This window comes from Adhaeribacter terreus, from assembly GCF_042657365.1.
In the GTDB taxonomy this organism is placed as follows: Bacteria; Bacteroidota; Bacteroidia; order Cytophagales; family Hymenobacteraceae; genus Adhaeribacter_A; species Adhaeribacter_A terreus.
Map to the genome: position 1 here is coordinate 459,225 of NZ_JBHSKT010000002.1, position 25,723 is coordinate 484,947.

Here is a 25,723-nt window from a genome sequence, read left to right on the forward strand (position 1 = left end):
CTGGAATGCTGCTGGCACTAGGCCTAAGCTGCGCGCTGAATGTTTCGGCGCGTGAGCGGGTTGATGTTCCGGCAAATGCCGGAGGCCAGAAAAACGGCGGAAGAAATAATAAAATTGCGGCGGCCTGCCTTACCAGCTCGTCAACTTCCTCGCTGGATATAAATAACGTTCGCGCCATGGTTCTGAATGGTGGCGATATGTGGTGGAACCTTTCAGATCCGCGATATGAAGTACCTAAAGTAGATGATCCGAACTTACCGAAGAGACACTCTCTTTTTGCCGGTGCTGTATGGATCGGGGGTAGAGATGCTCAGAATAACCTTTATCTGGCAGCTCAGACGTACCGCCAGGGTGCTCCTGCAGATGCGGGATACTGGCCGGGTCCACTGGATAATACCGGTAATATTGACCAGGCAGATTGCGCTACCTGGAATTATCATGCTAAAATTGATAAAGCCGTAGTAGATAAATTCCGCGAGGATTTTGGCAAGGGATTATATAATGACAGAAATCCGGACCTGTTGCCAAAAGCGATCAGAGACTGGCCTGCAAAGAAGAATCCGCATATTACTAATACGGATATGAATCATGAGCTGGCTCCGTTTGTTGATAAAGGCGGTCCGGCTGATGAATATAATCCTTTGGATGGTGACTATCCTGATTTCCGGGGTGACCAGGGTATCTGGTGGGTAATGAACGATGCGGGTAACGTAAAAGAGCCGCTATCGAGCACTATTGGTTTGGAGTTACAGGTTTTGGCGTTTGCTTTCCAGACGAACAACCTGATCAACAATATGACCTTCTATAAGCAGAAGCTGATCAATAAAGGCCCTAACACCCTGGAAAATACTTACCTTGGCCAGTGGGTTGACCCGGATCTTGGTTTCTATAACGACGATTTTGTAGGCTGTGATGTTGGCCGTGGTTTAGGTATCTGCTATAACGGCGATAACGATGACGAAGGTGCAAACGGTTACGGCCTGAATCCACCTGCTATTGGTGTTGACTTCTTCCAGGGACCAACCGCGGATCCAGGCGATGGTATTGATAACGACCGTGATGGCACAATTGATGAGCCTAACGAGAAGATCATCATGTCGAGCTTTATCTATTACAACAACGACAGCAACCCGACAAACGGTAACCCAAGCAGAGCTTCTGACTTTTACAATTATCTGCAGGCGATCTGGAGAGATGGTAAACAAATTACTTTTGGCGGCGATGGTACAAACCAATCTGCCAAGCCATATAAGTTTATGTTCTCTGACGATACCGACCCTAAAGGATACGGCTTCAGCAACCCTCCAGGAAGCGAGCAACCTGCATTTAACTGGTCTGAAACTAAAACGCAGGCTTCCGGCCAAAGCTCTAATACCCCTGCTGACCGTCGTTTCCTGCAATCTGCCGGACCGTTTACTTTGGATCAAGGAGCAGTTAACGAACTTACCATTGGTGTTGTTTGGGCGCGTGCTAATTCAGGTGGTGCCAAAGGCTCTTTAGGTCTCCTGAAAAATGCTGATGACATTGCACAAAGCCTTTTCGATAACGACTTTAAATTACCACAAGGCCCGAATGCTCCTGAACTTGCCATTTCAGAGTTAGATCAGCAGTTAGTGCTTACCCTGATTCCGCAGAAGTTCCTTACTTCTAACGACGATCAGGTTACAACGGAAACTTATTTTGAGAAGAACCAGACCTTAGAAGCAAACGGCGCTAAAGATCCTTTCTATCGTTTTGAAGGTTATAAAGTTTACCAGCTAAAAGATCCTACTGTAACTTCTTCTGAACTGAATAACCCTGACCGTGCCCGTTTAGTAGCCCAGGCTGACCTGAAAAACGGCGTTACTGAAATCGTTAACCGTGAGTTTGATGCTGACATTAACGACTTTAAGAGTGTACTAAAGGTACGTGGTGCAGATAACGGTTTATTCCACACCATCAACGTAACTACAGACCAGTTCGCTACCGGTAACGACAGAATCGTGAACTTCAAGTCTTACCATTTCATGGTTGTTGCTTATGCTTACAATGGTGACTCTGTTAACGTAAATGATAAATATCTGGAAGGACGCGTTACGAGCTCTGGTACCGGTATTCCTCACAAGCCACAGGTTGAAAATGGTGGTACTTTGTTAACCGCTGCTTATGGTACTGCTGCTGGTATTACCCGTATTTTTGGTGTAGGTAATGGCGGTAATGTACTTGAAATTATGCCTGAAGATGAGCAGGACATTGTACGGAACAACAGCAAGCAGAGAATAACTTACCAGGGTGGTCATGCGCCATTCACGGTTAAAGTTTACGATCCTAAGAAAGTTGTAGGCGGTGACTTTACCGTTAAAATGTCGAGCAGACTGGTATACGCTAAATCTTCTGCATCAGGCAAACTGAACCTGAACGATACAATTCTGGCAACCGGTAACTTTACCCGTCCGGATGCTTATGACGCTACTAATTTCCCGAATACATTATCTTATCCACAGGTTCCGGGCCGCGCTATTGTGCGGAGAATTGTAAGTGTAGAACCTCTTTTAGGTGGTACAACTGCTGGCGATTCCCTGGTTACGCTGGATATTGAAATGCTGAATGACCACCTGAACGGACGATTTACAGTGCAGATCGATGAGAACAAACTTACCGGTACAGCGCCAAATCAGACTGTGGTATTCTTCGGTTATAAAACTGAGACCAGACCATTCCGCTCTTTGAATTCTAATTTTACTGCTGTTGCATCTGAATATGTACAGAATGACTTATGGAAAATTACGAAACCAGGCGGGGAAACGCTTTTCGCTGACAAGCCGGTGAGTATTTTCAATGAGCAACTGGTACCTGAATTCGGTATTGCACTTGAATTTAAGCATGCAACTGACCCAGGTTACCTTGTTAATGCAAATTCACTGAATGGATTCCAGGGAGCTTCTTTAACGTTTGCTTCTGCTCCAAGATGGCTGGAAGGCGTTTCGAATGGTAGCACGGCAGAGAACCCGACTTTCCAGCCTTGGTTAGTAGCTAAAAAGACTACTACAGTTCCTTCAGAAGTTGATGGTATTGATCCGAACTATGTGTATATGAACGTGTTGAATGGAACCTGGGCACCATATGGCGTTACTGCTATTCTTCCTGGTCCTGCATATAACGCGGCAAGTGCAACTAACCGGAAAATCTCTGATCTTCAGAATGTGGATGTTGTATTTACAAGCGATAAATCTAAATGGACGCGGGTAGTTGTGTTGCAAGGTAATTCCGGTGCAAGCTCTGCATTTGAACTGACCAAGAGAGGTAGCACAGCTCAGTCTGTAGACGTGAATGGTAATCCGGATGCTAATGCTCCAAGCCCGACCGGTATGGGTTGGTTCCCTGGTTATGCGATTGACCTGGACCGTGGTGTTCGTCTGAACATGATGTTCTCGGAATTTGCTACGCAGGATGGTAAAGGCAGTGACCTGATCTGGGATCCTACTTCAGATATTGATGGCGGCAGAAACTTTATTTACGTTATGACAACCCGTTATGATGAAGGTGCACAGCTTGCCAGAGATTTCGACCAGATCATTGCACGTTACCCTAACCAGGCTGCGCAATTCCAGTCGGCTACGCAGAGCGCTATTTTTACCAATGCAATGTGGGTTGGCTATCCGCGCTTAGCGAAGGGTGCTACTAAACTGGCCAGCGATGCCCGCGTTAAGCTTCGTGTGAATCGTTACTTTACATCTTATACAACTGATGAGCAGTATAATGTAACCAGCGATAATAAACCGACTACCTATAAACGTAACTTTAACCCTGAATATAACTTCTCTACCAATAGCCTGGTGCCACAAGTGGAACAAACCAGCATTGCGAAAAGTGGTCTTGACCTGATCCGTGTAGTACCTAACCCTTACTATGCTTACTCACAATACGAGCAGCGCCAGCTGGACAATATTGTGAAGATCACCAACCTGCCGCGCAAATGTAAGATCACGATCTATACAGTAAACGGTACTCTGGTTAGAAGTTACAACAAAGATGATTCTAAGACTTTCTTAGACTGGAACCTGAAAAATGATAACAACTTACCGATCGCTTCGGGTGTGTATATCATTCATGTGGATGCTGGCAACATTGGCAGCAAAGTGGTGAAATGGTTCGGTATAATGAGACCGATAGATCTAGAGTCGTTTTAATTAATTGCGGAGAATAGAAATGAAAAAATCAGTTATATGTATGGTTTTTGCATCATTACTGGCGGGCACAGCGCTCGCCGGTAATGACCAAAAAAGAGGCCAGGTAGGTGCTACGGAATTGCAGATCAATCCGTGGGCCCGCAGCTCGGGTATGGCCAGCTCCAATACTGCCCGCATTCGGGGAGTAGAGTCTATGAACCAGAATATTGGTGGCTTATCCAGCATTGAAGGTACCGAAATAATGTTTACCAGCACTAAATGGTTAACCGGCACCGATATTAATATCAATGCTTTGGGTATTGGTCAGCAGCTTGGTGAAAATGGCGGCGTTTTAGGTCTTTCTTTAATGTCGATGGACATGGGGAACTTTAAGCAGACTACCGAAAATGCTCCTGACCAGGATATTAATTTCAATGTTTCGGTTATTAACCTGGGCTTAGGTTATTCTAAAAAGTTTTCCAACAGCATTCAGGGTGGTATCACGGTTCGGGTAATTAACGAATCTATTCCGGATGCAAGTGCTACTGGTATTGCTTTTGATGGTGGGGTGCAATATGTAACTTCACTTGGTAAAGGCGAATTGGCTAAAGATAACCTGCACATTGGTGTAAGCTTACGTAACGTTGGCCCGGAAATGACTTTCTCAGGCGACGGCCTTGCTTACCGTGGTATTGTTCAGAATGGTACAGTTGTTCAGGCTTTGGAACAGCGTTCTTCTTCTTTCGAACTTCCAGCTTTGCTGAACATTGGCTTAGCGTATGATTTCAACATGAATGAAGAAAGCCGCCTTACACTAGCCGGTAACTTTGTATCGAACACAGCCAGTAACGACCAGTTCCAGGTTGGTGCAGAATATGCGTTTACCGAGAAGTTTATGGTGCGTGCCGGTTTCGATTACCAGAAAGGTATTTTCGGCGACAGCCGTAATTTTGCGCACAATGGCCCGACTGCCGGTGCTACTGTAGAGTTGCCTTTTGGTGCTGATTTAGACAAGAAATTTGCTTTGGATTATTCTTACCGTTCATCTAACCCATGGAGCGGAACACACAGTGTAGGAATAAAAGTAGGCTTATAGTTTAAAAATTTTACTACCTTTACAAAAGAACGGTTAGCGCAGGCATAACCGTTCTTTTGTTTTTAAACCCGATTAAAAAAGATAAAGTAATGGCAAACGTTTCTTATTACACCCCGGAAGGACTGCAGAAACTAAAAGATGAACTGGCGGAACTGAAAGTAAAAGGCCGGTCTGACATAGCGAAGCAACTTGCTGAAGCTCGTGATAAAGGTGATTTAAGTGAAAATGCCGAATACGATGCTGCTAAAGATGCGCAGGGCCACCTGGAACTTAAGATTGCAAAACTGGAAGAAGTGATCGGTAATGCCCGGTTGATAGATGATTCGAACCTGGACCTGAGCAAAGCTCTGATCCTCTCTAAAGTAAAGATCAAGAACCTGAACAATAATATGGTGCTGGATTATACTTTGGTTTCGGAAGAGGAAGCGAACCTGGCAACCGGCCGTATTTCGGTGAAATCGCCGATCGGGAAAGGCTTGCTGGGAAAAGAAGTAGGGGATGTGGCGGAAATAACGGTTCCGGCGGGTAAGCTTCGTTTTGAGATCCTGGAAATTTCGCGTTAATACTTTTTATATTAGTTTATGGCTTCTATCTTTTCGAAAATTGTGGACGGTACAATTCCTGCTTATAAAGTGGCGGAAGATGATCGTTTTCTGGCTTTCCTGGATATAAATCCGCTGATGGAAGGCCATACGCTCGTGATACCAAAACAGGAAACCGACTATTTGTTTGATCTGGATGCTGATCTGTATGCCGATCTTCAGAAGTTTGCTTATAAAGTAGCGCAGGCTATAAAACCAGCCATGAACTGTAAAAGAGTTGGGGTTTGTGTGATCGGGTTTGAAGTACCGCACGCGCATATTCACCTTATTCCAATAAACCAGATGCACGACATGAATTTCAGCAACCCGAAATTAAAGTTAAAGCCGGAGGAATTTGAAGCAATTGCCGAAAAGATCCGAAAGGAACTTTAGCTTTTGAAGCACTTTTTCAAGTCAAAACCCTAGCGTTTTATACCGGAATTCCAGTTAAAAACGCTAGGGTTTTGGGCTTTAAAAGTAAAAGGTATTCTTCGCTTCTGGAATATTTCCTGTACGGTTACTTGGTGGAAATGCGGTTGGGATTATCGGTAAGGAAACTTTTCCAGGATTTGGCGCCGGCCTGGCTGTTATTACCGCGTTGGTAATGATGGCAAAGGGCAACGGCTAAAGCATCGGTGGCATCAAATAACTTCGGCATTTCGGCTATTTTAAAGATTTGCAGTAACATTTGAGCTACTTGTTCTTTGGAAGCATTTCCGTTGCCGGTTATAGATTGCTTTACTTTTTTGGGAGCATATTCTACGTACGGAATATCGCGGGATAAAGCAGCGGCAATAGCAACACCCTGTGCGCGACCAAGTTTCAGCATCGATTGCACGTTAGTACCGTAGAAAGGCGCTTCAATTGCCATTTCATCTGGTAAATATTCGGTGATGAGTTCCTGGGTGCGGTCGAAGATCTTTTTTAGTTTTACGGCGTGGTTGGTAATGTTCTTTAAATTGATGACATCGTGTTTAAGGACCTGCATTTTAGAGCCTTTCACCACGAGCAGAGCATAGCCCATAATATTGGTACCAGGATCTATACCCAAAATAATTTTTTCTGAAGGAACAAGGGGGAGCGTTTTAATCATAAGGTTTGCAAAATTACAAACAAAATTTGACTGTAGTTTTAAAAAGTAGCGGCTGGCTGGCACTTAAACTCCTGGTTTTTGGGCTTACAAGCTTTTATTTATACCGCGCCGTGCAAGGCCGCACCGATTGGTTCGCGCTTTTTCAGGAACATGATAATTCCCGGTTGCGGTTACTGGTTTTTATGGCAGCGGCGCTTATTCCGGTAAACTGGGGTCTGGAAGCCTGGAAATGGTGGTTCCTGGCCCGTAAGATCGAAACGGTTTCTTTTTTAAGAGCGTTCCGTTCGGTGATGGTAGGTTTAACGCTTGGTTTTATAACGCCGAATCGGGTGGGAGATTATGCCGGCCGTATCCTGGAAATGCGGAGCCGCCGCAGAATTCATGCGATCGGGGCTATTTTTTTAGGCCGGTTTGCGCAGCTTGTGGTTACCGTAATGGCAGGTAGCTTAGGCGGTTTTTATCTTTTCTGGCATTTTTACTGGCCTGAATTTCCCTGGGCGAAAGTGAGCATTGGTTTGTTTTTGCTGGCCGGTAATGCATTTTGCTTTTTGTTTTTTTTCCGGGCAACCTTAATTCTGGCCATGATGGCTTCTTTTCCGCCGGCGCGCCGCTTTTTACCTTATTTGCGGGTGCTGGCGCGGTATAATTTTTCAGAACTTGGTTATACGCTTTTGCTGGCCGCTGCGAGGTATGCCGTTTTTGGTTTACAGTTTGGTTTGTTGCTCAGTGCGTTTGGCATACAGCTTTCGTTGTTGCAATATGTGAGCGGTATTAGCAGTACTTTTCTTTTAAAATCTATTGTGCCGAGTTTCAGTGCCCTGACCGATATTGGGATGCGCGAAGTTTCGGCGATGCATTTTTTTAGTTTATTTGATGAACCGGAACTGAACGTGTTGAGCGCAAGCCTTAGTTTGTGGTTCCTGAACATTGTAGTGCCGAGTGCTTTAGGGCTGATCTTCGTTGCGCGTTTGAAATTTAAGAAAGTATCGGAATGATCGCGTTGCTGACTTCTTTGGTGCTGGGGTATAGCGTTTTTATAGTAGCTGCTATAATTGGCTGGCTGCGTTTACCATCGCCGGAATTGCCAGAAAGTTACAAGCCTCAAATCAAAATTTCGGTGTTAATTGCCGTGCGGAATGAAGCTGAAAATATTGGGCTTCTGCTGCAGGATCTGGCGGCGCAGAACTATCCGAAAGACCTACTTGAAGTTTTGATTATTGATGATCATTCTAAAGACAGAACGGCTGAAATTGTGAAGCATTTTATAGCCGGAACGGATCTGAGTTTACGGTTGCTGCGGCTGGAAAACGGTAGGGGAAAAGGCAAAAAAAGTGCTATTGCTTTCGGGCTGGAACAAGCGAATGGTGAACTGATCGTGCAAACGGATGGTGACTGCCGGCTGCAACCCGACTGGCTGAAATTGCTGGAATATGTGTATGTTTCGGAAGGGGCTAAATTTATTAGCGGGCCGGTTTGTTTAACGGCCCAGAATTCCCTTTTTCAGAAAATGCAGGTGGTGGAATTTGCTTCTTTAATTGGCAGCGGTGCGGCTTCTATGGGCTTGGGCAAGCCTAATATGTGCAACGGCGCAAACCTGGCTTATGAAAAAGCGGCATTTTATGCGGTAAATGGTTTTGCCGGCAACGAGAAAATTCCTTCCGGCGACGATGAATTCCTGATGCATAAAATTCAGGCTGCTTTTCCGGGGAAAGTTAAATTTCTGAAAGCGAAGGGCGGTACGGTTTTTACGGCTGCCTGCGAAACGTTACCGCAATTTTTAGCGCAACGCATTCGCTGGGCGAGTAAATGGAAACATTACAAAAACCCGGCAGCACAATTACTGGCTTTGCTGGTTTTCGGGGTGAATCTTATTTTGCCGGTAGCGCTAATTTTCTGGTTAACAGGCTATTTAGCGGGTAATATTTTCTGGCCGGCTTTTTTGCTGAAAACAACTGTCGATTTTGTATTTTTAGGGCTGGTTTTGCAGTTTCTAGGCCGAACCGAGTATTTTATTTACATCTTTCCTTTACAGCTGGTTTATATGCCCTACGTGGTGTTAACTGCTCTGGCCGGGTTGGCCGGAACGTACCGCTGGAAAGGCCGAACACTGAAAAACAATGACGGAAACGGAAGCTGATATTCTGGACGAATTATATTTTGTAACTTCTTTTAAAGCGCTTGACCAAACCCTGAACCTGGATGCAGAAACTCTTTGTGAAAATCTGAAGGCGTTGGTAGAACAAGGCTATGTAAAATGCTTTTTTCCGGATCCGGATACCGAAATAGATTTGGTGCCGGAAACGTTTGCAGCCAATTGTACATCGTATTTTTTTCTGGCTACCAAAGCTGGTTTGCTGGCGCATAATTCCCGATAAATGGCTACCACATCGCAGGTAATGCAGACCCAGGTTTTTCATTCGCCCGGTTATTATATCCGGCAAAGATTGTTGCAGAACGGGCCGGCTATGCTGGGCTTAACCTTAGTTTTGATCGCATTTTTCATAGCGTTTTCGGGCTATTTATTGCTGCCAGATTCTACTACGAATGCGAACGATGGCATTGTGGCGCTGCAAAAGAAACCGGCTGGTTTTACGGTTAAAATTCTGCGCGTTCCGAAAGCTGAAAAGCCGGAAGAAGTGAACAATTTTGAAAAGTGGTTATTCGGAGCACCGGTTGCTTTCGAAAGTATTCCGATAGACAATTATAAAATTGAACGCGACTTTTTAGTGGCAAAACCCTACCGTTCCGGCGCCGGACTGGATACTGCCGAAATGCGTTTCCCTTTGCAAAAACTATTACCGGCTTCAACAGTTCTGCATAAAAAGGGAAGTTTAACGCAGCAAATTGAAGATACTGCTATTGAAACCCGAACGTACTGGCTGGGAACCGATAAAGCGGGCCGCGATGTGCTGAGTCGGTTGTTGCTTGGTACCCGAATTTCGTTGGGAATCGGGTTTCTGGCGGTTTTAATTTCGGTAACTATTGGTTTGCTGGCCGGCGCTTTGGCTGGTTACGCCGGTGGCTGGGTAGATAAGGCCATTATGTTTGTGATGACGGTGGTTTGGAGCGTGCCGGGCATTATGCTGGTAATAGCCATTAGTCTGGCGCTGGGCAGTAAAAGTGTCTGGGTTTCGTTTGTGGCGGTGGGCTTAACCATGTGGGTAGATGTGGCCCGGGTGGTGCGCGGCCAGGTTTTAAGTTTGAAAGAAAAGACGTATATTGAAGCAGCAAAAGTTGCGGGTTTACCCGAAATACGCATTATTTTAAAGCATTTGCTGCCCAATTTATTAGGGCCGCTTATTGTAACAGCTACCGCTAATTTTGCTTCGGCAATTTTAATGGAAGCCGGTTTGAGTTTTCTGGGTCTGGGAGTACAGCCGCCGGCGCCTTCGTGGGGCATGATGGTAAATGAAGGCTTTCAATTAATTGGCTCCCGGAACAGTTTGTTTTTAGTTATCTTGCCCAGCTTATGTATAAGCTTGCTGGTGCTGGCTTTTAATTTGCTCGGAAACGGGCTACGCGACGCATATGACCCTAAAATTATCGTTACCAATGCCTGAGACCGTGGAAAGGAATATACAGCAGGAGCTAAATCTGAAGGAATTGGAACTGGCAGCGTTGCTTGAAATTACGCAGGCAATTAACAGCAACCTTCCGGAAAAAGCGCTTTATAAAATTTACCATTTCACGTTACTGGCCCAGTTAAAAATTAACCGGCTCACGCTTTTTGTGCAGGACGAAGCCTGGGAATGCAAGGTTTGTTTTGGCACTGCCACCGATTTTGTGAAACAGAACTTTCCGGAAGAGATCCGGAACCTGCGCGAAATTACCAAACTCAATAACCTGAACCTGGATAAACGCTGGCGCGATTTCGACGTGGCTATTCCGGTAATTCAGGATGGGAAAGTGCTGGCTTTTGTGCTGATCGGGAATATTCATCCGTATTATTCCAACCTTGGGGCTTTATCGTTTATTCAGACGCTGAGTAATATTCTGATCGTGGCAATGGAAAACCGGAAAATGACCCGGCAACGATTGGCCCAGGAAGCTATGCGCAACGAAATTCGTATTGCGCGAGAAGTGCAAGCTATGCTGTTTCCGAAGAGTTTGCCGAATGATAAAGACGTAGCGATACATGCTAGTTACATTCCTCACTCTACCATAGGCGGCGATTATTACGATTACATTAAAATTGACGACGATCAGTTCCTGGTTTGCGTGGCCGACGTATCTGGTAAAGGCGTGCCGGCTTCGTTGCTGATGAGTAATTTTCAGGCCGGTTTGCGTACCATTCTGCGCCAGACCTCCGATCTGGAAACGGTAGTTTCAGAGCTGAATTACCTGATATACCGGAACGCGATCGCGGAGAAATTCATTACCAGTTTCTTTGCAATCTATAACCGGAAAACCAGCGAACTGCACTACGTGAATGCCGGCCACAACGCACCCGTTTTACTGTACGAAAACAATACCTGCCATTTACTGAACGAAGGTTGTACGATGCTGGGTATTTTTGAAGAATTGCCGTTCATGTCGGTAACCAAGGTGCTGATCCCGCAAAAATCGATGTTGCTTTGCTATACCGATGGTTTAACGGAAGTTTTCAACAAGGATGAAGATGAATACGGGCTGGAAAATACCATTAAATTCCTGCAACATTCCCGTTACATGAACCTGCAGGTGCTGCACCGCGAATTGCTGGAAGATATCCGAATCTATAACGATGCCGCCGGTTTTGATGATGATATCACGCTGTTAAGCTGCCGTTTTAAGTAAATCAATTCCGACTTTTTGAGGCTGAAACCCTACCGTTTTTTGTTGAGTTTTATGAAGAAACGTTATATCTGCGTTGCAATGCTGGCCGTTTGCAGCAACTTTGCCTGCACCCGTAAAAGTACGCCGGCAGCTGCTGTAAATAGTAAAACTGAGGTTCCGGCAAACGATCAGGTTTTTGTAATGGTAGAAGAAATGCCGCGTTTTCCGGGTGGCGAAAGTGAACTGATAAACTTTATAAACAAGCACCTGATCTATCCGCAGGAAGCCCGGGATAACGGAGAGGAAGGCAGGGTAATCGTGCAGTTCGTAGTAACGAAAGAAGGTAGAATAACCAATCCTGAAGTTGTGCGGAGCGTTTCGCAAAGTATTGATAAGGAGGCGCTTCGTATTATTAGTAAAATGCCTTTATGGCAACCAGGCAGGCAAAATGGGCGACCGGTAGATACCCGTTATACCTTGCCTTTCATGTTTCAATTACAGTAAAAACAAGCAGTTTTTAAGCACAAAAGCATAGCGTTTTGAAACGGAGATTCGCTTTTAACTAGAAGCTAAAACTAATTCAACGCTTCCGTTTGCTTTTTCTCCCTTGTCCAGATATCGAGTTTTATCAGGAAGGCAATGGAAATGAAGTAGAACGAACCGATCTTATCTACTTCCAGCAGTTCGTTGAGGGTAAGGTGAAAAATGATAATGATGAGGCAAAGCGCTGTGCCAACTATTACGGCCCGCGTTTCCGGATCTTTGGTGCGATGATAAAGCGTTTGCGGTAAGATCAGCATATAACCGATCAGAGCCAAAAAAAGCAGCAAACCGATAATGCCCTGCTCGGCGAGTTGCAGTAAAAAGTAATTGTGTACGGTAGATTTTTCAGGATTATCGCTTACGTAAGTCCGGAAGCGTTTAACGGTGTAGCGTTTATATTCCGGGTAAAATGTGCTTGGGCCGGTACCGGTAAATGGTTTTTCGGCTACCATGTGCATGGCGGCAACCCAGCGGTAAACGCGTTCCATTCCCGAAACATCTTCGAGCTTGTACGTAGCCTGTAAGTGTTTGCCGAAATTATCGCGGTTGAAAACCGTTTTCTCGAATTTAGGGGCGTAATTCAGATAATTTTCATTGTTCAGGAAGAAATAGAAGGCAAATGCGGCTCCCAGATAAGCAACGATTACCATAAGTTTGGTAAGCTTAAACCGGATGGCCAGAAAATAAAATCCGGCAATAGGCAGCGAAAGCCAGGAAGCACGCGTGTAAGAAAAGCCTACACCAGCCACCATAATAAGCAGGCTACAGATCAGAAAAAACTTCACCCAACCTTTCCGGCCTTTCAATAAAGTGAATACATAGGGAATGAAAAACGCGACGACCGTGGCATAAATCACGTGGTTCATGAAGAACGGCGTAACCGACCGGTGCACTGCGTGAAAAGCAAACCCTTTGAGGGCGTGTTTGAAAAGCGAAAAAAGGATCAGACCGATAAGCGGAACCAGGAAGAACCACAAAATGCGTTTAATGTCTTTTACATCGCGGATTATGGAGCCAGTAAGCAGCAAAAACGGCACGATGTACCAAACCTTGGCCAGCAGATATTTTATAGATTTGGTTTGATCTACGGAAAAAGGCATAACCAAAAGCGCCCACAAATAAGTAGCCCCGATGAGCACCACGAGCGGGTGCGACAGAAAACGTTTGTCAGGTTTAAAACCAATGAGCAACGAAGCCATGAAACAACCCGTGAGCAGAAGCATGAGCGGCTCGGCCGGAAGATCCATGCGCAGCCCACCAAACGGAATAAAGAACTCCATAGAGAACGGCAGGCTGAATATGAGCAGGTAGTAAAGCGCGCGGTAATTAGTTAAAAGCAAAAGCAATAGTAAAATTCCGGCCGGAATACCCAGCCAAACCGACGTGTTTTTATAAACACCCCAGCAAACGGAACCAACTATTAAGCTGCCAAAACCCCAGAAAATAAGCTGTTCAGTAACTTTTTCGGGAAGCGGCAGGTGTGCTTTTACGAACTTCATTATTCAAAACGATACTTTTCGCGCTTAAATAATTCGTAAAGCGAAACGAAAATTACCGATAACAGGAATGTTACAATGGTTGAACCCGCCACGATGAGCCAACGGATCGGTTTGATTTTGCGGTTTGCGGCTTCGGCTTTCTGTACTACGTTAATAGTTGAGATCTTGCCGTTCAGTGCAATTTTAGCGTTGTCGTAGTTAGCTTTGGCTTTTATGTAGCGCGAAAGCATATTCGATTGAATGGAATCAAGATCTCTGGTAGCTTTCAGGCCGGCCGCATATTTATCTAAATTATAAACGGAACCGGAGCTGGTAAGGGTAGTAAGCGCTTTTTCCAGACCATTTATTTTAGCTTTCAGGGCCGTAGTGCTACCGCCGGTTTGCTGCATCACTTCCAGTTCGCCTTTGGCTTGGGCCAGTTCGGTCTGGGTTTCGATCACGCTTTTGCTTAAGTGATAACCTTCGTCGGCCAGGCCGTAAATGCCGTAATTTTTACGCACTTCGTTCAGGCTGTCGCGCAGGTTAAGGTAGGCTTTGGAATAATAATTATACTGGTCTTTGTAAATTTCCATTACCCGTTTGCGGTTCTCGAGCGGAAGTTCCTGGTTCAGCACATCGATGCGGGCGGCAATGTCGTTGGCAATGGCGGCGGCTTTGTATTTATCGTGGCTGATGAAGCTGATCTCCAAAGCGTCGCGGTCGTTGGGGCGTACATCGAGGTTGGTGTACCACATGTTCATGGCGCCAAATTTATTGATGTCGCTTTCCATGTCCTGATACCCGTAGTCGAGGTAAAGTTTATACTTGTAGATCATGAAATAAGCCAGCTGCTCGGAAGTGGCTATGGTCGTTAAGCGGTCCAGTTCTACGGAAGAGCCGGTTACTTCAATTTTATCGCCCTGCAGAATGCGGTCCGGATCTACGCTCAGGATATTGGCCGGGTAAATAATGGTTGTAGACTGGTATTCGTTGGTAAGCAGCAGGGAAACGCCGGCGCTGCCCAGCATGGCAAGAATGCTAAGCACCAGGATAGGATATTTCCAACGATTCAGAACAGGCACCAATCCGAGGAGATTTTTCGGACGTTCAGACATAGTTTGCGTAACGCTCATGGTAAAGAATATTCATTCAAAATTAGCCAAAAAACTCAAACTATCCTAAAACAAAGGAGCCCGAAAGTTGGGAATATTTGCTGCAGGTTGCCTATTTATTGCGTTACTTTGCAGGCGCTAAACCCTACCGTTTATTAAAAAGCTACTCGGAAATATAAGTTTTATTCTACTGCTGAACCTGCTGGTGAAACCCATTGGCATTGTGGTAGAAAACCTGGTGCAGGACCGGATCGGTCACGAGGCTTTTGGTTTGTTCAGTGCTTTGTTTTCGCTGGCAACCATAGGGGCCGTACTTTCCGATCTGGGAATAAGCCAGCTGGCTACCAAGAAAATTGCCGCCGATAAAAGCTATTTTGAAGCCTATTTTCCTACCGTTTTTCCCATTAAGATTCTGCTGGCGCTGTTGTTTCCGCTTCTAATGCTGGCGCTTGGGTTTATTTTAGGTTACGACGCACACACACTTTATCTGCTGTTTTTCATAGCATTTACCTTCGGAATTTCACAATTCATTTTGTTTTTCCGGGCAACGCTGCAGGGCAACCAGAATTTTAACGTGGATGCCGTAGGTTCTGTGGCCGATAAATTCCTGCTGGTGTTTTTTGTGCTCGCCCTTTTACCCGTGGGGCTTACGCTGGAGAATTTTGTGTATGCGCGCGCGCTGGCAACCGGGCTGGCTTTTGTGGCGCTTTATTTCCTGATCACGAAATTATACGGCCGGCTGCGCATAAAACTAAACCGCGTGCATTTAAAAGAATTGCTGCGCGACAGTTTGCCGTTTGCCCTTATTACGCTGGTTTATGGCATTAACGAACGCGTGGATATTGTAATGCTGGAACGGCTTTCTTCGGCCAAAGAAGCAGGTCTATACGCCGGACCGTACCGCTGGGTAGATGCCGTAATGATGTATCTCTGGACCATTCTGCCCATATTTTTCGCCAAATTCGCCTTGACCATACAGGATAAAAAAGAGCAGGAAAAACTGTTGCATTTCGGGCAGGTAGTGGTGAGTTTGCCCATTATTTTTATCTGCGTTTTTTCATTTTTCTACGGCGAGCTTTTCTTTTTTCAGTTCAGCAACAGCACACCGGCCGAAATTGCGGCCATGGTACGCAACCTGCAGATCTTATTTCTGAACGTTTTGGTGCATGGTTTTTTTGCCATTTACAGTACCCTTTTAACTTCGAGCAATTTTGAAAAACCGGTAAGCAAGCTGGTAGCGGCCAGTATTGTTATAAACCTGACGCTCAACGTTATTTTTATTCCGGAATATGGCTCGTTGGCAGCCGCCTGGAACACCCTTTTTTGTGCGGTTTTCGTATCTGTAGGGTACTTTATAATGGTTGGGCGCAAGGTGAAAATAAAACTACCTTATGCGTTGCTCTTAAAACTGGTTTTATTGACTGTTTTGCTTGGTGGGCTGTTTTTTGGGTTAAATTATCTCTCCGGTTTGTGGTGGCTGAATACAATATTGGCCGGCGCAGGGTTTTTAATTTTGGTTTTTATATTGCAGATTATTAGTTTAGCTCAAATACGGCAATTGCTAAACCGTAGACCTTAATCTCACCTGCTCTTGAAAATAGCTGTTAACACGCGTTTTTTACTTGCCGGCCGCCTCGAGGGCATCGGGAAGTTTACTTTTGAAACCCTCCGCCGGATGGTAGCCAACCACCCGGAACATGAATTTTACTTTTTTTTCGACCGGCCTTTCGATAAGCAATTTATTTTTGGGCCGAACGTAAAACCCATCGTACTTTCTCCGCCGGCGCGCCACCCGTTCCTTTTTTATATCTGGTTCGAATGGAGTGTTTCCCGCGCGCTAAAAAAAATTAAGCCCGATGTGTTTTTGTCTACCGACGGCCTGACTACGCTTTGCACCAAAGTTCCGCGCGTAACCGTAATGCACGACCTGGCTTTTGAGCATTATCCGCAGGATCTGGGTTTTATAGTACGGAAATATCTGCAGCACTATACGCCTAAATTTGCAAAAGCTTCGGAAAGGATCGTGGCCGTTTCAGAATTTACGAAACAAGACCTGGTGAAAACCTACGGCGTGCCTGCCAGGAAAATTGATGTAGTTTATAACGATGCCAGCGATAATTTTCAACCGGCTACGGAAGAAGAACAGAAGACAACGAAGCAGAAATTCAGCCACGGCAAACCGTTTTTCATATTTGTAGGAGCTTTGCATCCGCGAAAAAACCTGGTAAATCTGTATAAAGCTTTCGATAAATTTAAAAGGCAAAGCCGCTGCGAAGCCAAGCTTTTAATTGTGGGCCGTAAAGCCTGGAAAGCAGGGGAAATTTCAGATACCTTTAAGCAGCTTGAATTTCAGGAAGATGTGATCTGCACCGGCCGCGTAAGCGACGAAGATCTGCGTTTGCTTTATGGCTCGGCGCTGGCCAATGTTTACGTGCCTACGCTGGAAGGTTTTGGAATTCCGATCGTAGAAGCGCAGAAATGTGCGTGCCCGGTAATTACTTCGAACGTAAGTTCTATGCCCGAAGTAGCCGGCGATGCGGCTTTGTTGGTAGATCCGTTCAATATAAATGAAATTGCCGGCGCGATGCAGGATATCTGGAAAGATCATGGGCTGCGTATTTCGTTAGCTTATTTAGGCCGGAAAAATCTCCAGCGTTTTTCCTGGGATAAAAGTGCTGAAAAACTTAGCGAGTCGTTGAGTAAAGCCGTTCAATCTGCCTCTAAACCAAACTGATGCAGCTTTACCGCTTACCAGATTTCGTCCGTACGCTCTTACCGCAACTTGAATGGCGTAAAAATGCGCTGGAAAAGATCATTTACCTGACCTTCGACGATGGGCCAATTCCGGAAGTGACTGATTTTGTTTTGAACACCCTGGAAAAGTATAATGCGAAAGGTACTTTTTTCTGCGTTGGCGAAAACGTGCAGAAACACCCCGAAATTGCTAAGCGCGTTTTAGAACAAGGTCACCGTTTAGGCAACCATACTTTCAACCATTTAAAAGCCTGGAAAACCGCCACCAAACCGTATCTGGAAAACATAAAAAAGTGCGATGTTGTTTTAGAACCGTTTATTTCTGAAACAGAAAAACCGCTTTTCCGGCCACCCTACGGGCAAATTTCCCTGAGCAAGATCAAACACCTGCAGTCGCAATTCCGCATTATTATGTGGGATCTGCTTACCTGCGATTACGACCAGGCGTTGCAACCCGAAATTTGCCTGGCTAAAAGCCTGGAACTTACGCGCTCCGGCTCCATTGTGGTTTTTCACGATAGTCTGAAGGCCCGCCGGAACCTGGAGTTTGTGCTGCCGCGTTACCTCGAGTTTTTTCACCGCCAGGGCTACCGTTTTCAGGCATTATGATCATCGTTTCGGTACTGTATTTTGCAGTTTATTTCAGCGTTTTTGCCTTAGTGCTGAGCTTGTGGATCTTCCGGAAAAAGCAACCGGAAACGGTAGGGTTTTCTGCGGAAAAAGTGCCGGTTAGTATTTTAATTGCGGCCCGCAACGAAGAACACACCATAGAACGCTGCTTAACTGCCATTCAGAATCTGCATTATCCGCCGGAGTTGATCGAAGTTTTGATCGGCGACGATGCTTCTACCGATAATACTTTTCAGGTTATTTCTGGTTTTATTGCCAACAAACCGAATTTCAAACTCATTTCCATAACCGAAAACCTTGGAAAAGCCCGCGGCAAAGCCAACGTGCTGGCGCATTTAGCCCGCCAAGCAACTTCCAATTTCTTCTTTATTACTGATGCCGACGTGGCTGTACCTGAAAATTGGATAAACGCTATGCTTTCGGCCCGAAAAACTGATACCGGCATCGTTACCGGCATTACCACCATTTGCGGAAATGGATTACGGGAACGGATGCAGGCTTTGGATTGGCTCTATGCTTTAGGGTTGATCCAGGTGGTTTCTGATTTAAATTTGCCGGTTACGGCTATGGGCAACAACATGCTGGTTACCCGCGAAGCGTACGAAAAGACCGGCGGCTATGAGCATTTTCCGTTTTCGGTTACCGAGGATATTAAGTTGTTCAGAGAAGTTCTGAAACAAGGTTACGGATTTAAAAACCTGTTTTCTGAAGAAGTGCTCGCAGAAACTTTGCCGCCGGAAAACTTCAAGACTTTGCTGCACCAACGTAAACGCTGGATGCAAGGCACCATGCATTTGCCGCTTTACATGAAACTGGTGCTTATTTTATACGCCTCTTTTTATGTGGTTTTGGTACCATTTTTTTGGCTGGTTCCGGTGGGTGTCGCTTGCGCGGTGCTGTTGCTGAAATGGCTTTTTCAGAGTTGTTTTTTAGTGATCTGTCTGAAAAAACTCAACCGCAAAGCGACTTTAAAAGACCTGGTTTTTTTTGAAGGATATCAGCTTTTTATTTCGGCGGCCTTGCTTATTTTTTATTTCCTTCCGCTGAAAGTTATCTGGAAAGGCCGGAAATATTAACCAAATTTGCAGCCTGACTTTTTACATGAAAAACCCTAGTGTTTTCAGGGGTAAAAGTTAGATAAATATGTTAAATGGAATTGGCTTGTTAAAATCAGGAAGCCGCTTTTTGTAAAGATGAATTTAATAGATACCCACGCGCATATTTACGCCGCCGATTTTAAAACTGATCAGCGCGAAACCTTGCGTCGCGCGCAGGAGGAAGGTGTAACCAAGATACTGATGCCGAATATTGACCATACTTCCATAGATGCCATGCTCGAAACCGAAGCGCAAAATCCGGATTTATGCCTGGCTATGATGGGGCTGCATCCGTGTTCGGTAAAGAAAGATTTTCACCAGGAATTATACCGCATAGAAGACTGGCTGAACAAGCGCAAATTCATCGGAATAGGAGAGACCGGAATTGATCTTTATTGGGATAAAACCTTTCTGGCGCAGCAACAGGAAGCGCTTCAGGTTCAGGTAGATTGGGCAATTAAATTCAAGCTGCCCTTAATTCTACATACCCGCGATTCTTTCTCCGAAACCTACAAAATTATAGCCCGCAATCAGCACGAAAATCTGACCGGCATATTCCATTGTTTTTCCGGCACCGCCGAAGAAGCCCAAAAAGCCATCGATCTGAATTTTTACCTCGGCATTGGCGGCGTAGCTACTTTCAAAAACGGCGGCCTCGACAAAATTCTACCCGAAATTCCGCTGGAAAGATTGGTGCTGGAAACCGATTGTCCGTACCTGGCGCCCGTTCCGCACCGCGGCAAACGTAACGAACCCGCTTATGTAAAACTGGTGGCTGAAAAAGTGGCCCAGCTTAAAAATATTTCGGTTGACGAACTGGCGGAAATTACCACTGCTAACGCGCAGAAATTATTTGGCTTGCAAGCATGATGAATTATACTAAACTAGATGTGCACACGGCCGCGCCGCTGCATCCGGAGGCGTCCGTTTTGTTAATTTACACGGGCGGCACGCTGGGTATGGTTTACGATATTTCGGGCAAGCACCTCATTCCGTTCAACTTCGACCAGATCCTGAACCGCGTACCGGAACTGCAGCAGATAAACGTGTTGCTCACCGTTTTAACGCTCAACGAACCGATCGATTCCTCGAATATTTCCATTGAGCATTGGCTGGAACTGGCGCATATTATAGAGGAACACTACAATTTTTACGATGGCTTTGTGATCTTACATGGTACCGATACCATGTCTTACACGGCATCCGCACTGAGTTATTTGCTCGAAAATCTGGCCAAACCAGTAATCTTAACGGGCGCGCAGGTGCCTATAGGCAAAGTGCGTAACGATGCTCGTTTCAACCTGATCTCGGCGCTGGAAATTGCGGCCAAGGGTGGGGTAGAAGGTAGTACGCACGTGCCGGAAGTTGCCATTTATTTCGATAATGTTTTGCTGCGCGGCAATCGTACCAAGAAAGTAGAAAGCAGCCATTTCGATGCCTTTAAATCCGATAATTATCCGCCGCTGGCTGTAGCCGGTATTGAACTGGAATTTGAGCCACTTCATATTCTTCCCAATCCTGAAAAACCGCTGAAAGTCCACCGGAAACTCGATAACCGTGTTGCCATTCTCAAGCTTTTCCCCGGCATTTCAGAAATGGTTGTCCGCTGTTTGTTGAGTAACCGCAATCTGCGTGGCCTAGTGCTGGAAACTTACGGCTCTGGCAATGCTCCAACCGCTGATTGGTTCCTGAAATTATTGCGCGAAGCCATTGCCAACGGTTTGATCATACTGAATGTAAGCCAGTGCGATGAAGGTGATGTAAAGCAAGGCCTCTATGAAACAAGCCGCTACCTCGAAGAAATGGGTGTAATTGGCGGTGCCGATATAACTACCGAAGCGGCCATAACCAAATTGATGTTTGTATTGGGGCAAGATCTGACGGTGGAGGAAAGTAAAAAAATGTTGCGGGATAACCTGCGGGGCGAAATTTCTTTGTAATCAGAAAACGCTATACTTTTAAGCCTAAAAACTTGCAGCGCACAAAATTTATCCGTTTCTTTGCAGCCTATTAAACAGAGAGGTGTCCGAGTGGTTGAAGGAGCACGCCTGGAAAGTGTGTATACCTCAAAAGGGTATCGTGGGTTCGAATCCCATCCTCTCTGCTGAAATTAGAAAGTCCTGTAAGTTACTGCTTACAGGATTTTCTTGCTTTAAAACCATAGCGTTTTTGCTGGCTTATATTCATCATGAATTTGTAGGGAGTGAACTTTTCAAATCGCTAAATCCAACTTCGACTTTTCAGGGAAATTCAATCGTCGTTTCAATTACTCTCGAAAATAGTCATTTCCGGCCATAGACTATTGAATTCTACCAGAAAATCCTGAACCAATTCTTTGCTGTTGCTTACGATCACATTTTCATGGTTGTAGAGCGCGGCGCTGCGGGTCCAGTTGTAACTTCCGGTAATCAGTAATTCATTATCTATTAAGGCGAATTTGTGGTGCATGTGGTTGCGCGTGTTATCGGTGCGCACGGCAATTCCGGCTTGCGCCAGTTGCCGGATATCAGAGCCAAGATCGAAGAGTTTTTCGTTATCGGTCAGGATTCTGATGTTGATGTTTTTCCAGTGCGCTTTCAGAATTGCGTTCGTGATCTGGTCATCGGAAATGGTGAAGACGCAGATCTTGATGGAATTTTGCGCGTTTTCGATGGCAGAAATAATGGCTTGCTGACAATCGGTTCCGGGGCTGAAATACGCTTTGTTGATGGCTTTTTTTGAAGATTTGAATACGGAAAACATCTTTATTGCTCCAAGGCTTTTAGGCGGTTATTTAATTGCATTACGGTTTGCTCCAGCATATTTAGGCGGTCTTCGAGCTGCGTCGGCGCTTTTAAACGGGTACTGAAAACGCCGCGCACTTCCCATATCTCCAGAATTTCGGTAAACGGTATTTCGCTCAGTCCATAATCCGGATTATCGGCTTTAAGTTTTAATTTTCCTTCGGCCGTAACTTCCTGAAGTCTTCTTACCAAAAAGCTGCTTTGTAACACGAGAATATAAACCAAGCCTGGCATTAAAGCATCATAAGCAGACGGTTCGACCAATTCTGCCAGTAACAGATCGCCGTTAAAAATGCCGCACTCGCGGTATTGCATTTCGGAACCGGTGTGCTCAAAGGCCCGGCCAATGCTTTTAAACGTTACCGGAAAATGAACTACCGGTAGTTGCTCTAAGAACGTTTTTTCATTCCGGTGGAAAATATATTCCTGGATATTTTCGGCATTTACCAGCACGGTTTCGGGAGCGAGGCTGGTAAATGCTACTTTTATGAGCGACGGCGCATTTTTTAATTCCTGCTTGTAAAGGTCGAAGCCATAAAGCTCGTTTACGGTCAGTTCTTTGGTGAGCAGCAGGTCTATAGAAACGCCGAAATGCCGCGCGATCTGCACTACAGTTTCCATTTTGGGCTCGGAACGGCCTTCTTCATACGCTCCCACGCTGGGACGGGCTAGGTTGAAGAGCTGCGCGAAACCCGCCTGGCTCAAATTTTTGACCGTCCGGATCTTCTTGATATTTTTTCCAATAAAAGACATAAAAAATAAAACCTGCTAATATTTTGAGCGTATCTATTTTTTGTAGTATAATTGCAATGTAAATGTAGGAAATAAAAGGACAATACCTGAAGCATTCGCTACTTTTTTGAGCCACGGGCCCGGCTTAAAAAATTTGCAGCGCTTTTTTAGCTCTTTCCGCTAAAAAGTTAACATGAAATTACATTTTCTTTCTTATCTTAGGAAGCGAAAATGCTCATAGAACTGACTTCGCTCTTGCGATGATTTTCCCCTTGAGGGGAGTTAGAGGGGTGTAAATTGCAATCGTGATAACGCCCCCTCCGGCTCCCCTCAAGGGGAGAGAAAGAAGCAGCAACTTTATTTTGCCACCTCCCGGAATGGGAATTTGTGTTCCGAACCTTTAAAATTTTCAAGCATGAACAATCCTTACTTTGCCAAAGTGAAGGCTTATTTACAGGACCTGCACTTTCATATTTCGCATGAGAACCCGACTGATGGCGTTTTGGTGGTAGATAAACCCGAAGCTGGCATTCAGAACCTGGTAATTGGTTGCGCCGATCCGCTGCTTATTATGGAACAGCACATTCTGGATCTGCCGGTTTTAACAACAAAAGTTTTGCAAAGTCTGCTGCAGAAGAACCGCGATATTATTCACGGCGCTTTTGTGCTCGACGAAACCGGTCGCAAACTGATCTTCCGCGATACGCTGCAACTGGAAAAACTGGACCTCTGTGAAATCGAGGCTTCTTTTAATTCCCTGGCGTTGCTGCTGAGCGAGTATTCTGAACAATTAATTGAATTTTCAAAAATTAAAGTAAACAGCTATGAACATATTCCGTCGCATATTTAAAATAGGCCAGGCCGAAGCTCATTCCGCCATCGATCAGCTGGAAGACCCGATCAAAATGACCGAGCAGGGAATCCGCGATATGAAAGAAGACCTGGAAAAAAGCCTGCGCGCCCTGGCCGAAGTAAAAGCCATGGCCATCCGTTCGCGCAACGATGCCGAAGCTTATCGCGTCAAATCGGATGATTACGAGCACAAAGCTATTTTGCTGTTGCAGCGTGCGCATAAAGGCGATCTGGAAACTTCGGAAGCGGACCGTTTGGCCGGCGAAGCGTTGGTAAAAAAAGAAGAAAACCTGAAACTGGCCGAACAGGCAACCGCCGATAAAGAAAAGTTTGAAAGATCGGTGCAGCAGCTGGATCAGAACATTAAAACCCTGCGCAGCACTTTAAGCAAATGGGAAAACGAACTGAAAACCCTGAAAAGCCGTGTTATGGTAAGTAAAGCCACGCAAACCATTAACAAACAACTGGCCCAGATCGATTCTTCGGGCACAGTAGCCTTGCTGGAACGCATGAAAGAAAAAGTAGCCGTGGAAGAAGCTTTGGCCGAAAGCTACGGTGAAATTGCGAACGAAAGCCGCACCATCGATCAGGAAATTGAGAAAGCGCTGGAAAAAAGCCAGTCCCGTTCTACATCTGATAATGTTGCCGCTTTGAAAGCTAAGTTAGGTTTAACGGAAGCTTCGGAATAAACCGGATCTTTGACTTTTTCGGCTTGAAAGCATACCGTTTATGGTAGCGTGAAAACACCCCTCCGGCTCCCCTCGAGGGGAGAATCTTCGCGATGAGTAATCTAAAACTTATAATAATAATGTATTGAAGATTCACATTAGCCGATACTCTCCCCTTGAGGGGAGCCGGAGGGGTGTTTTCACGCTACCAAGTACATTTCAGATAATGAAGAATCCAATCATCCCATACCGGAAGGATCTGCGGGCCAAAGCCAGAGAATTGCGGAACAACAGCACGTTGTCGGAAATCCTGCTTTGGAACGAGATCAAGAACCGGCAAATGGATGGCGTGCAGTTTCACCGGCAAGTACCCATGCTTGATTTCATTGTTGACTTTTATTCGCATGAATTAAAAATCGCTATCGAAATTGATGGTAAAAGTCATGACGATAAAATGGAATATGATGACCTGCGTCAAAAGCAACTTGAGGCTTACGGTGTAATATTCATGCGTTTTGATGATATGGATGTGAAGCGGAATTTGCGGTGGGTGCTGGATGAAATTTGGGAACAGGTTCTGGTTCTGAAGAAGCATTTTTCCGATGAGCAGGCAAAACACCCCTCCAACTCCCCTCAAGGAGAGAGTTCGCAGTAATAACCCTAAGTTAAAGGAAAAAGTCTAGTGAACATTTAAGAAAAACAACTATAGAATTTATAATTCATCATTAAAAATTCATCATTACCCAACTGCCTATGACCGAACTTTTACAAGCTGCCGTGGCGCCGGCAAACATCATTCCTACCACCTTAATGGTGCTTATTATAATGTACTGGGTTTCGGTGATTATTGGCCTGCTGGATTTGCAAGCGTTCAATATTGAGATCGAAAAGGATTTTCACATTGATACCCACGTAGATGCGCACCATGAATTTTCGGTGGCCTGGCTCAACAATGTGCTGGCATTTTTCAACCTCGGAAGGATACCGTTTATGGTGTTCATGAGTTTCCTGGTGTTGCCGTTCTGGGTGCTGGCCATTCTTACCGTACATTACGCACCTTTTCTGCCGGCGGGCATCGCGTTTTTATTGCTTATTCCGAATTTATTCCTGAGCCTTTTTATTGCCAAAGCACTTACTACGCCTTTCGTGAAAATGTTTGCGGCGCTAGAAAAAGAACACGACAGCACGGTTACCATCATCGGGAAAGTTTGTACGGTTTTGTTGCCGGCAACTTCAACTGAAATGGGACAGGCTTCCGTGAAAACCGATGCGGCGCCGCTTATTCTGAACGTGAAAACCACTCGCGGTGCTACTTTGAAAAAAGGCGATACGGCGCTGGTAATCGATTATCTTCCTGAAAAACAGCTTTATTTAATAGAACCTTACGAAACAATTTAATCT

General features: G+C 45.3%; 25 protein-coding genes and 1 tRNA gene. 21 read left to right on the forward strand and 5 right to left on the reverse strand.

Features of this window, described 5'->3' with window-relative positions; translation table 11 throughout:
* The first annotated feature begins 5 nt into the window (after positions 1-5).
* From ACFPIB_RS04930 to ACFPIB_RS04945, 4 genes are all read left to right on the forward strand, one after another.
* A complete protein-coding gene (locus ACFPIB_RS04930; protein WP_378016322.1) occupies positions 6-4,169 on the forward strand; it encodes a T9SS type A sorting domain-containing protein in 4,164 nt (1,387 codons plus the stop codon).
* Positions 4,170-4,209: 40 nt separating this feature from the next.
* A complete protein-coding gene (locus ACFPIB_RS04935; RefSeq protein ID WP_378016323.1) occupies positions 4,210-5,244 on the forward strand; it encodes a PorV/PorQ family protein in 1,035 nt (344 codons plus the stop codon).
* An 89-nt stretch (positions 5,245-5,333) separates the two neighbouring features.
* Positions 5,334-5,807, forward strand: a complete 474-nt coding sequence (gene greA, locus ACFPIB_RS04940) for a transcription elongation factor GreA (protein ID WP_200505323.1) — start codon at positions 5,334-5,336, stop codon at positions 5,805-5,807.
* A gap of 18 nt (positions 5,808-5,825) precedes the next feature.
* Positions 5,826-6,218: an HIT family protein gene (locus ACFPIB_RS04945; protein WP_378016324.1), complete on the forward strand. Its 393-nt coding sequence runs from the start codon at positions 5,826-5,828 to the stop codon at positions 6,216-6,218.
* Between the two features lie 124 nt (positions 6,219-6,342).
* Here ACFPIB_RS04945 and ruvC read toward each other — a convergent pair whose 3' ends face one another.
* Positions 6,343-6,918 (reverse strand): crossover junction endodeoxyribonuclease RuvC, encoded by a 576-nt coding sequence (ruvC, locus tag ACFPIB_RS04950; protein WP_378016325.1) that lies wholly within the window; start codon positions 6,916-6,918, stop codon positions 6,343-6,345.
* A 26-nt stretch (positions 6,919-6,944) separates the two neighbouring features.
* On the opposite strand from ruvC, the gene ACFPIB_RS04955 reads away from it, so the two are divergent.
* Genes ACFPIB_RS04955 through ACFPIB_RS04980 form a run of 6 tightly spaced genes read left to right on the forward strand, consistent with a single transcriptional unit; the run spans position 6,945 to position 12,177 of the window.
* Positions 6,945-7,913, forward strand: a complete 969-nt coding sequence (locus ACFPIB_RS04955; RefSeq protein WP_378016326.1) for a lysylphosphatidylglycerol synthase domain-containing protein — start codon at positions 6,945-6,947, stop codon at positions 7,911-7,913.
* Entirely contained in the window at positions 7,910-9,055 is a 1,146-nt protein-coding gene (locus ACFPIB_RS04960) for a glycosyltransferase family 2 protein (RefSeq protein ID WP_378016327.1), read from the forward strand. The genes ACFPIB_RS04955 and ACFPIB_RS04960 overlap by 4 nt, the downstream gene beginning before the upstream one ends.
* On the forward strand, positions 9,036-9,293 hold the full coding sequence (locus ACFPIB_RS04965; protein WP_378016328.1) for a hypothetical protein: 258 nt from the start codon (positions 9,036-9,038) through the stop codon (positions 9,291-9,293). Before ACFPIB_RS04960 ends, ACFPIB_RS04965 begins: the two co-directional genes overlap by 20 nt.
* Complete coding sequence (locus ACFPIB_RS04970) at positions 9,294-10,478, forward strand: ABC transporter permease (protein ID WP_378016329.1); 1,185 nt, start codon at positions 9,294-9,296, stop codon at positions 10,476-10,478.
* On the forward strand, positions 10,471-11,694 hold the full coding sequence (locus ACFPIB_RS04975) for a SpoIIE family protein phosphatase (RefSeq protein ID WP_378016330.1): 1,224 nt from the start codon (positions 10,471-10,473) through the stop codon (positions 11,692-11,694). The genes ACFPIB_RS04970 and ACFPIB_RS04975 overlap by 8 nt, the downstream gene beginning before the upstream one ends.
* Before the next feature lie 51 nt (positions 11,695-11,745).
* Complete coding sequence (locus tag ACFPIB_RS04980) at positions 11,746-12,177, forward strand: energy transducer TonB (protein ID WP_378016331.1); 432 nt, start codon at positions 11,746-11,748, stop codon at positions 12,175-12,177.
* Positions 12,178-12,248: 71 nt separating this feature from the next.
* Here ACFPIB_RS04980 and ACFPIB_RS04985 read toward each other — a convergent pair whose 3' ends face one another.
* Together ACFPIB_RS04985 and ACFPIB_RS04990 are read right to left on the reverse strand one after the other, a co-directional pair.
* Entirely contained in the window at positions 12,249-13,715 is a 1,467-nt protein-coding gene (locus ACFPIB_RS04985) for an O-antigen ligase family protein (protein WP_378016332.1), read from the reverse strand.
* Complete coding sequence (locus tag ACFPIB_RS04990) at positions 13,715-14,827, reverse strand: GumC domain-containing protein (RefSeq protein ID WP_378016333.1); 1,113 nt, start codon at positions 14,825-14,827, stop codon at positions 13,715-13,717. The genes ACFPIB_RS04985 and ACFPIB_RS04990 overlap by 1 nt, the downstream gene beginning before the upstream one ends.
* 154 nt (positions 14,828-14,981) lie before the next feature.
* Between ACFPIB_RS04990 and ACFPIB_RS04995 the strand changes: the two genes are divergently transcribed.
* The 7 genes from ACFPIB_RS04995 to ACFPIB_RS05025 all read left to right on the forward strand — a co-directional run bounded on the left by ACFPIB_RS04995 (position 14,982) and on the right by ACFPIB_RS05025 (position 21,391).
* Positions 14,982-16,385 carry an oligosaccharide flippase family protein gene (locus ACFPIB_RS04995; protein WP_378016394.1) on the forward strand — a complete coding sequence of 468 codons (1,404 nt, stop codon included), beginning with the start codon at positions 14,982-14,984 and terminating at the stop codon, positions 16,383-16,385.
* Positions 16,386-16,397: 12 nt separating this feature from the next.
* Positions 16,398-17,540 carry a glycosyltransferase family 4 protein gene (locus ACFPIB_RS05000; RefSeq protein WP_378016334.1) on the forward strand — a complete coding sequence of 381 codons (1,143 nt, stop codon included), beginning with the start codon at positions 16,398-16,400 and terminating at the stop codon, positions 17,538-17,540.
* Entirely contained in the window at positions 17,540-18,169 is a 630-nt protein-coding gene (locus ACFPIB_RS05005; RefSeq protein WP_378016335.1) for a polysaccharide deacetylase family protein, read from the forward strand. The genes ACFPIB_RS05000 and ACFPIB_RS05005 overlap by 1 nt, the downstream gene beginning before the upstream one ends.
* Positions 18,166-19,266: a glycosyltransferase gene (locus ACFPIB_RS05010; RefSeq protein WP_378016336.1), complete on the forward strand. Its 1,101-nt coding sequence runs from the start codon at positions 18,166-18,168 to the stop codon at positions 19,264-19,266. Before ACFPIB_RS05005 ends, ACFPIB_RS05010 begins: the two co-directional genes overlap by 4 nt.
* 117 nt (positions 19,267-19,383) lie before the next feature.
* A complete protein-coding gene (locus tag ACFPIB_RS05015) occupies positions 19,384-20,157 on the forward strand; it encodes a TatD family hydrolase (RefSeq protein ID WP_378016337.1) in 774 nt (257 codons plus the stop codon).
* Positions 20,157-21,227, forward strand: coding sequence for an asparaginase (locus ACFPIB_RS05020; protein ID WP_378016395.1), 1,071 nt, complete (start codon positions 20,157-20,159; stop codon positions 21,225-21,227). The genes ACFPIB_RS05015 and ACFPIB_RS05020 overlap by 1 nt, the downstream gene beginning before the upstream one ends.
* Positions 21,228-21,303: 76 nt before the next feature.
* Positions 21,304-21,391: transfer RNA gene (locus tag ACFPIB_RS05025), tRNA-Ser, on the forward strand.
* A gap of 158 nt (positions 21,392-21,549) precedes the next feature.
* Here the strand turns inward: ACFPIB_RS05025 and ACFPIB_RS05030 are convergent.
* Both ACFPIB_RS05030 and ACFPIB_RS05035 read right to left on the reverse strand, forming a co-directional pair.
* Positions 21,550-22,029, reverse strand: a complete 480-nt coding sequence (locus ACFPIB_RS05030; protein ID WP_378016338.1) for a phospholipase D-like domain-containing protein — start codon at positions 22,027-22,029, stop codon at positions 21,550-21,552.
* 2 nt (positions 22,030-22,031) lie between these two features.
* On the reverse strand, positions 22,032-22,823 hold the full coding sequence (locus ACFPIB_RS05035; protein WP_378016339.1) for an XRE family transcriptional regulator: 792 nt from the start codon (positions 22,821-22,823) through the stop codon (positions 22,032-22,034).
* A 394-nt stretch (positions 22,824-23,217) separates the two neighbouring features.
* Here ACFPIB_RS05035 and ACFPIB_RS05040 point away from each other — a divergent pair, with 394 nt between their 5' ends.
* The 4 genes from ACFPIB_RS05040 (at position 23,218) to ACFPIB_RS05055 (ending at position 25,720) form a co-directional block, all read left to right on the forward strand.
* On the forward strand, positions 23,218-23,652 hold the full coding sequence (locus ACFPIB_RS05040; protein WP_378016340.1) for a type III secretion system chaperone family protein: 435 nt from the start codon (positions 23,218-23,220) through the stop codon (positions 23,650-23,652).
* Positions 23,627-24,343, forward strand: coding sequence for a PspA/IM30 family protein (locus ACFPIB_RS05045; protein WP_378016341.1), 717 nt, complete (start codon positions 23,627-23,629; stop codon positions 24,341-24,343). The genes ACFPIB_RS05040 and ACFPIB_RS05045 overlap by 26 nt, the downstream gene beginning before the upstream one ends.
* 205 nt (positions 24,344-24,548) lie before the next feature.
* A complete protein-coding gene (locus ACFPIB_RS05050) occupies positions 24,549-24,977 on the forward strand; it encodes an endonuclease domain-containing protein (RefSeq protein ID WP_378016342.1) in 429 nt (142 codons plus the stop codon).
* A gap of 98 nt (positions 24,978-25,075) precedes the next feature.
* The gene (locus ACFPIB_RS05055) at positions 25,076-25,720 is read left to right on the forward strand and encodes a hypothetical protein (RefSeq protein ID WP_378016343.1); all 645 of its coding nucleotides are present in this window, start codon (positions 25,076-25,078) and stop codon (positions 25,718-25,720) included.
* Positions 25,721-25,723: the final 3 nt, after the last annotated feature.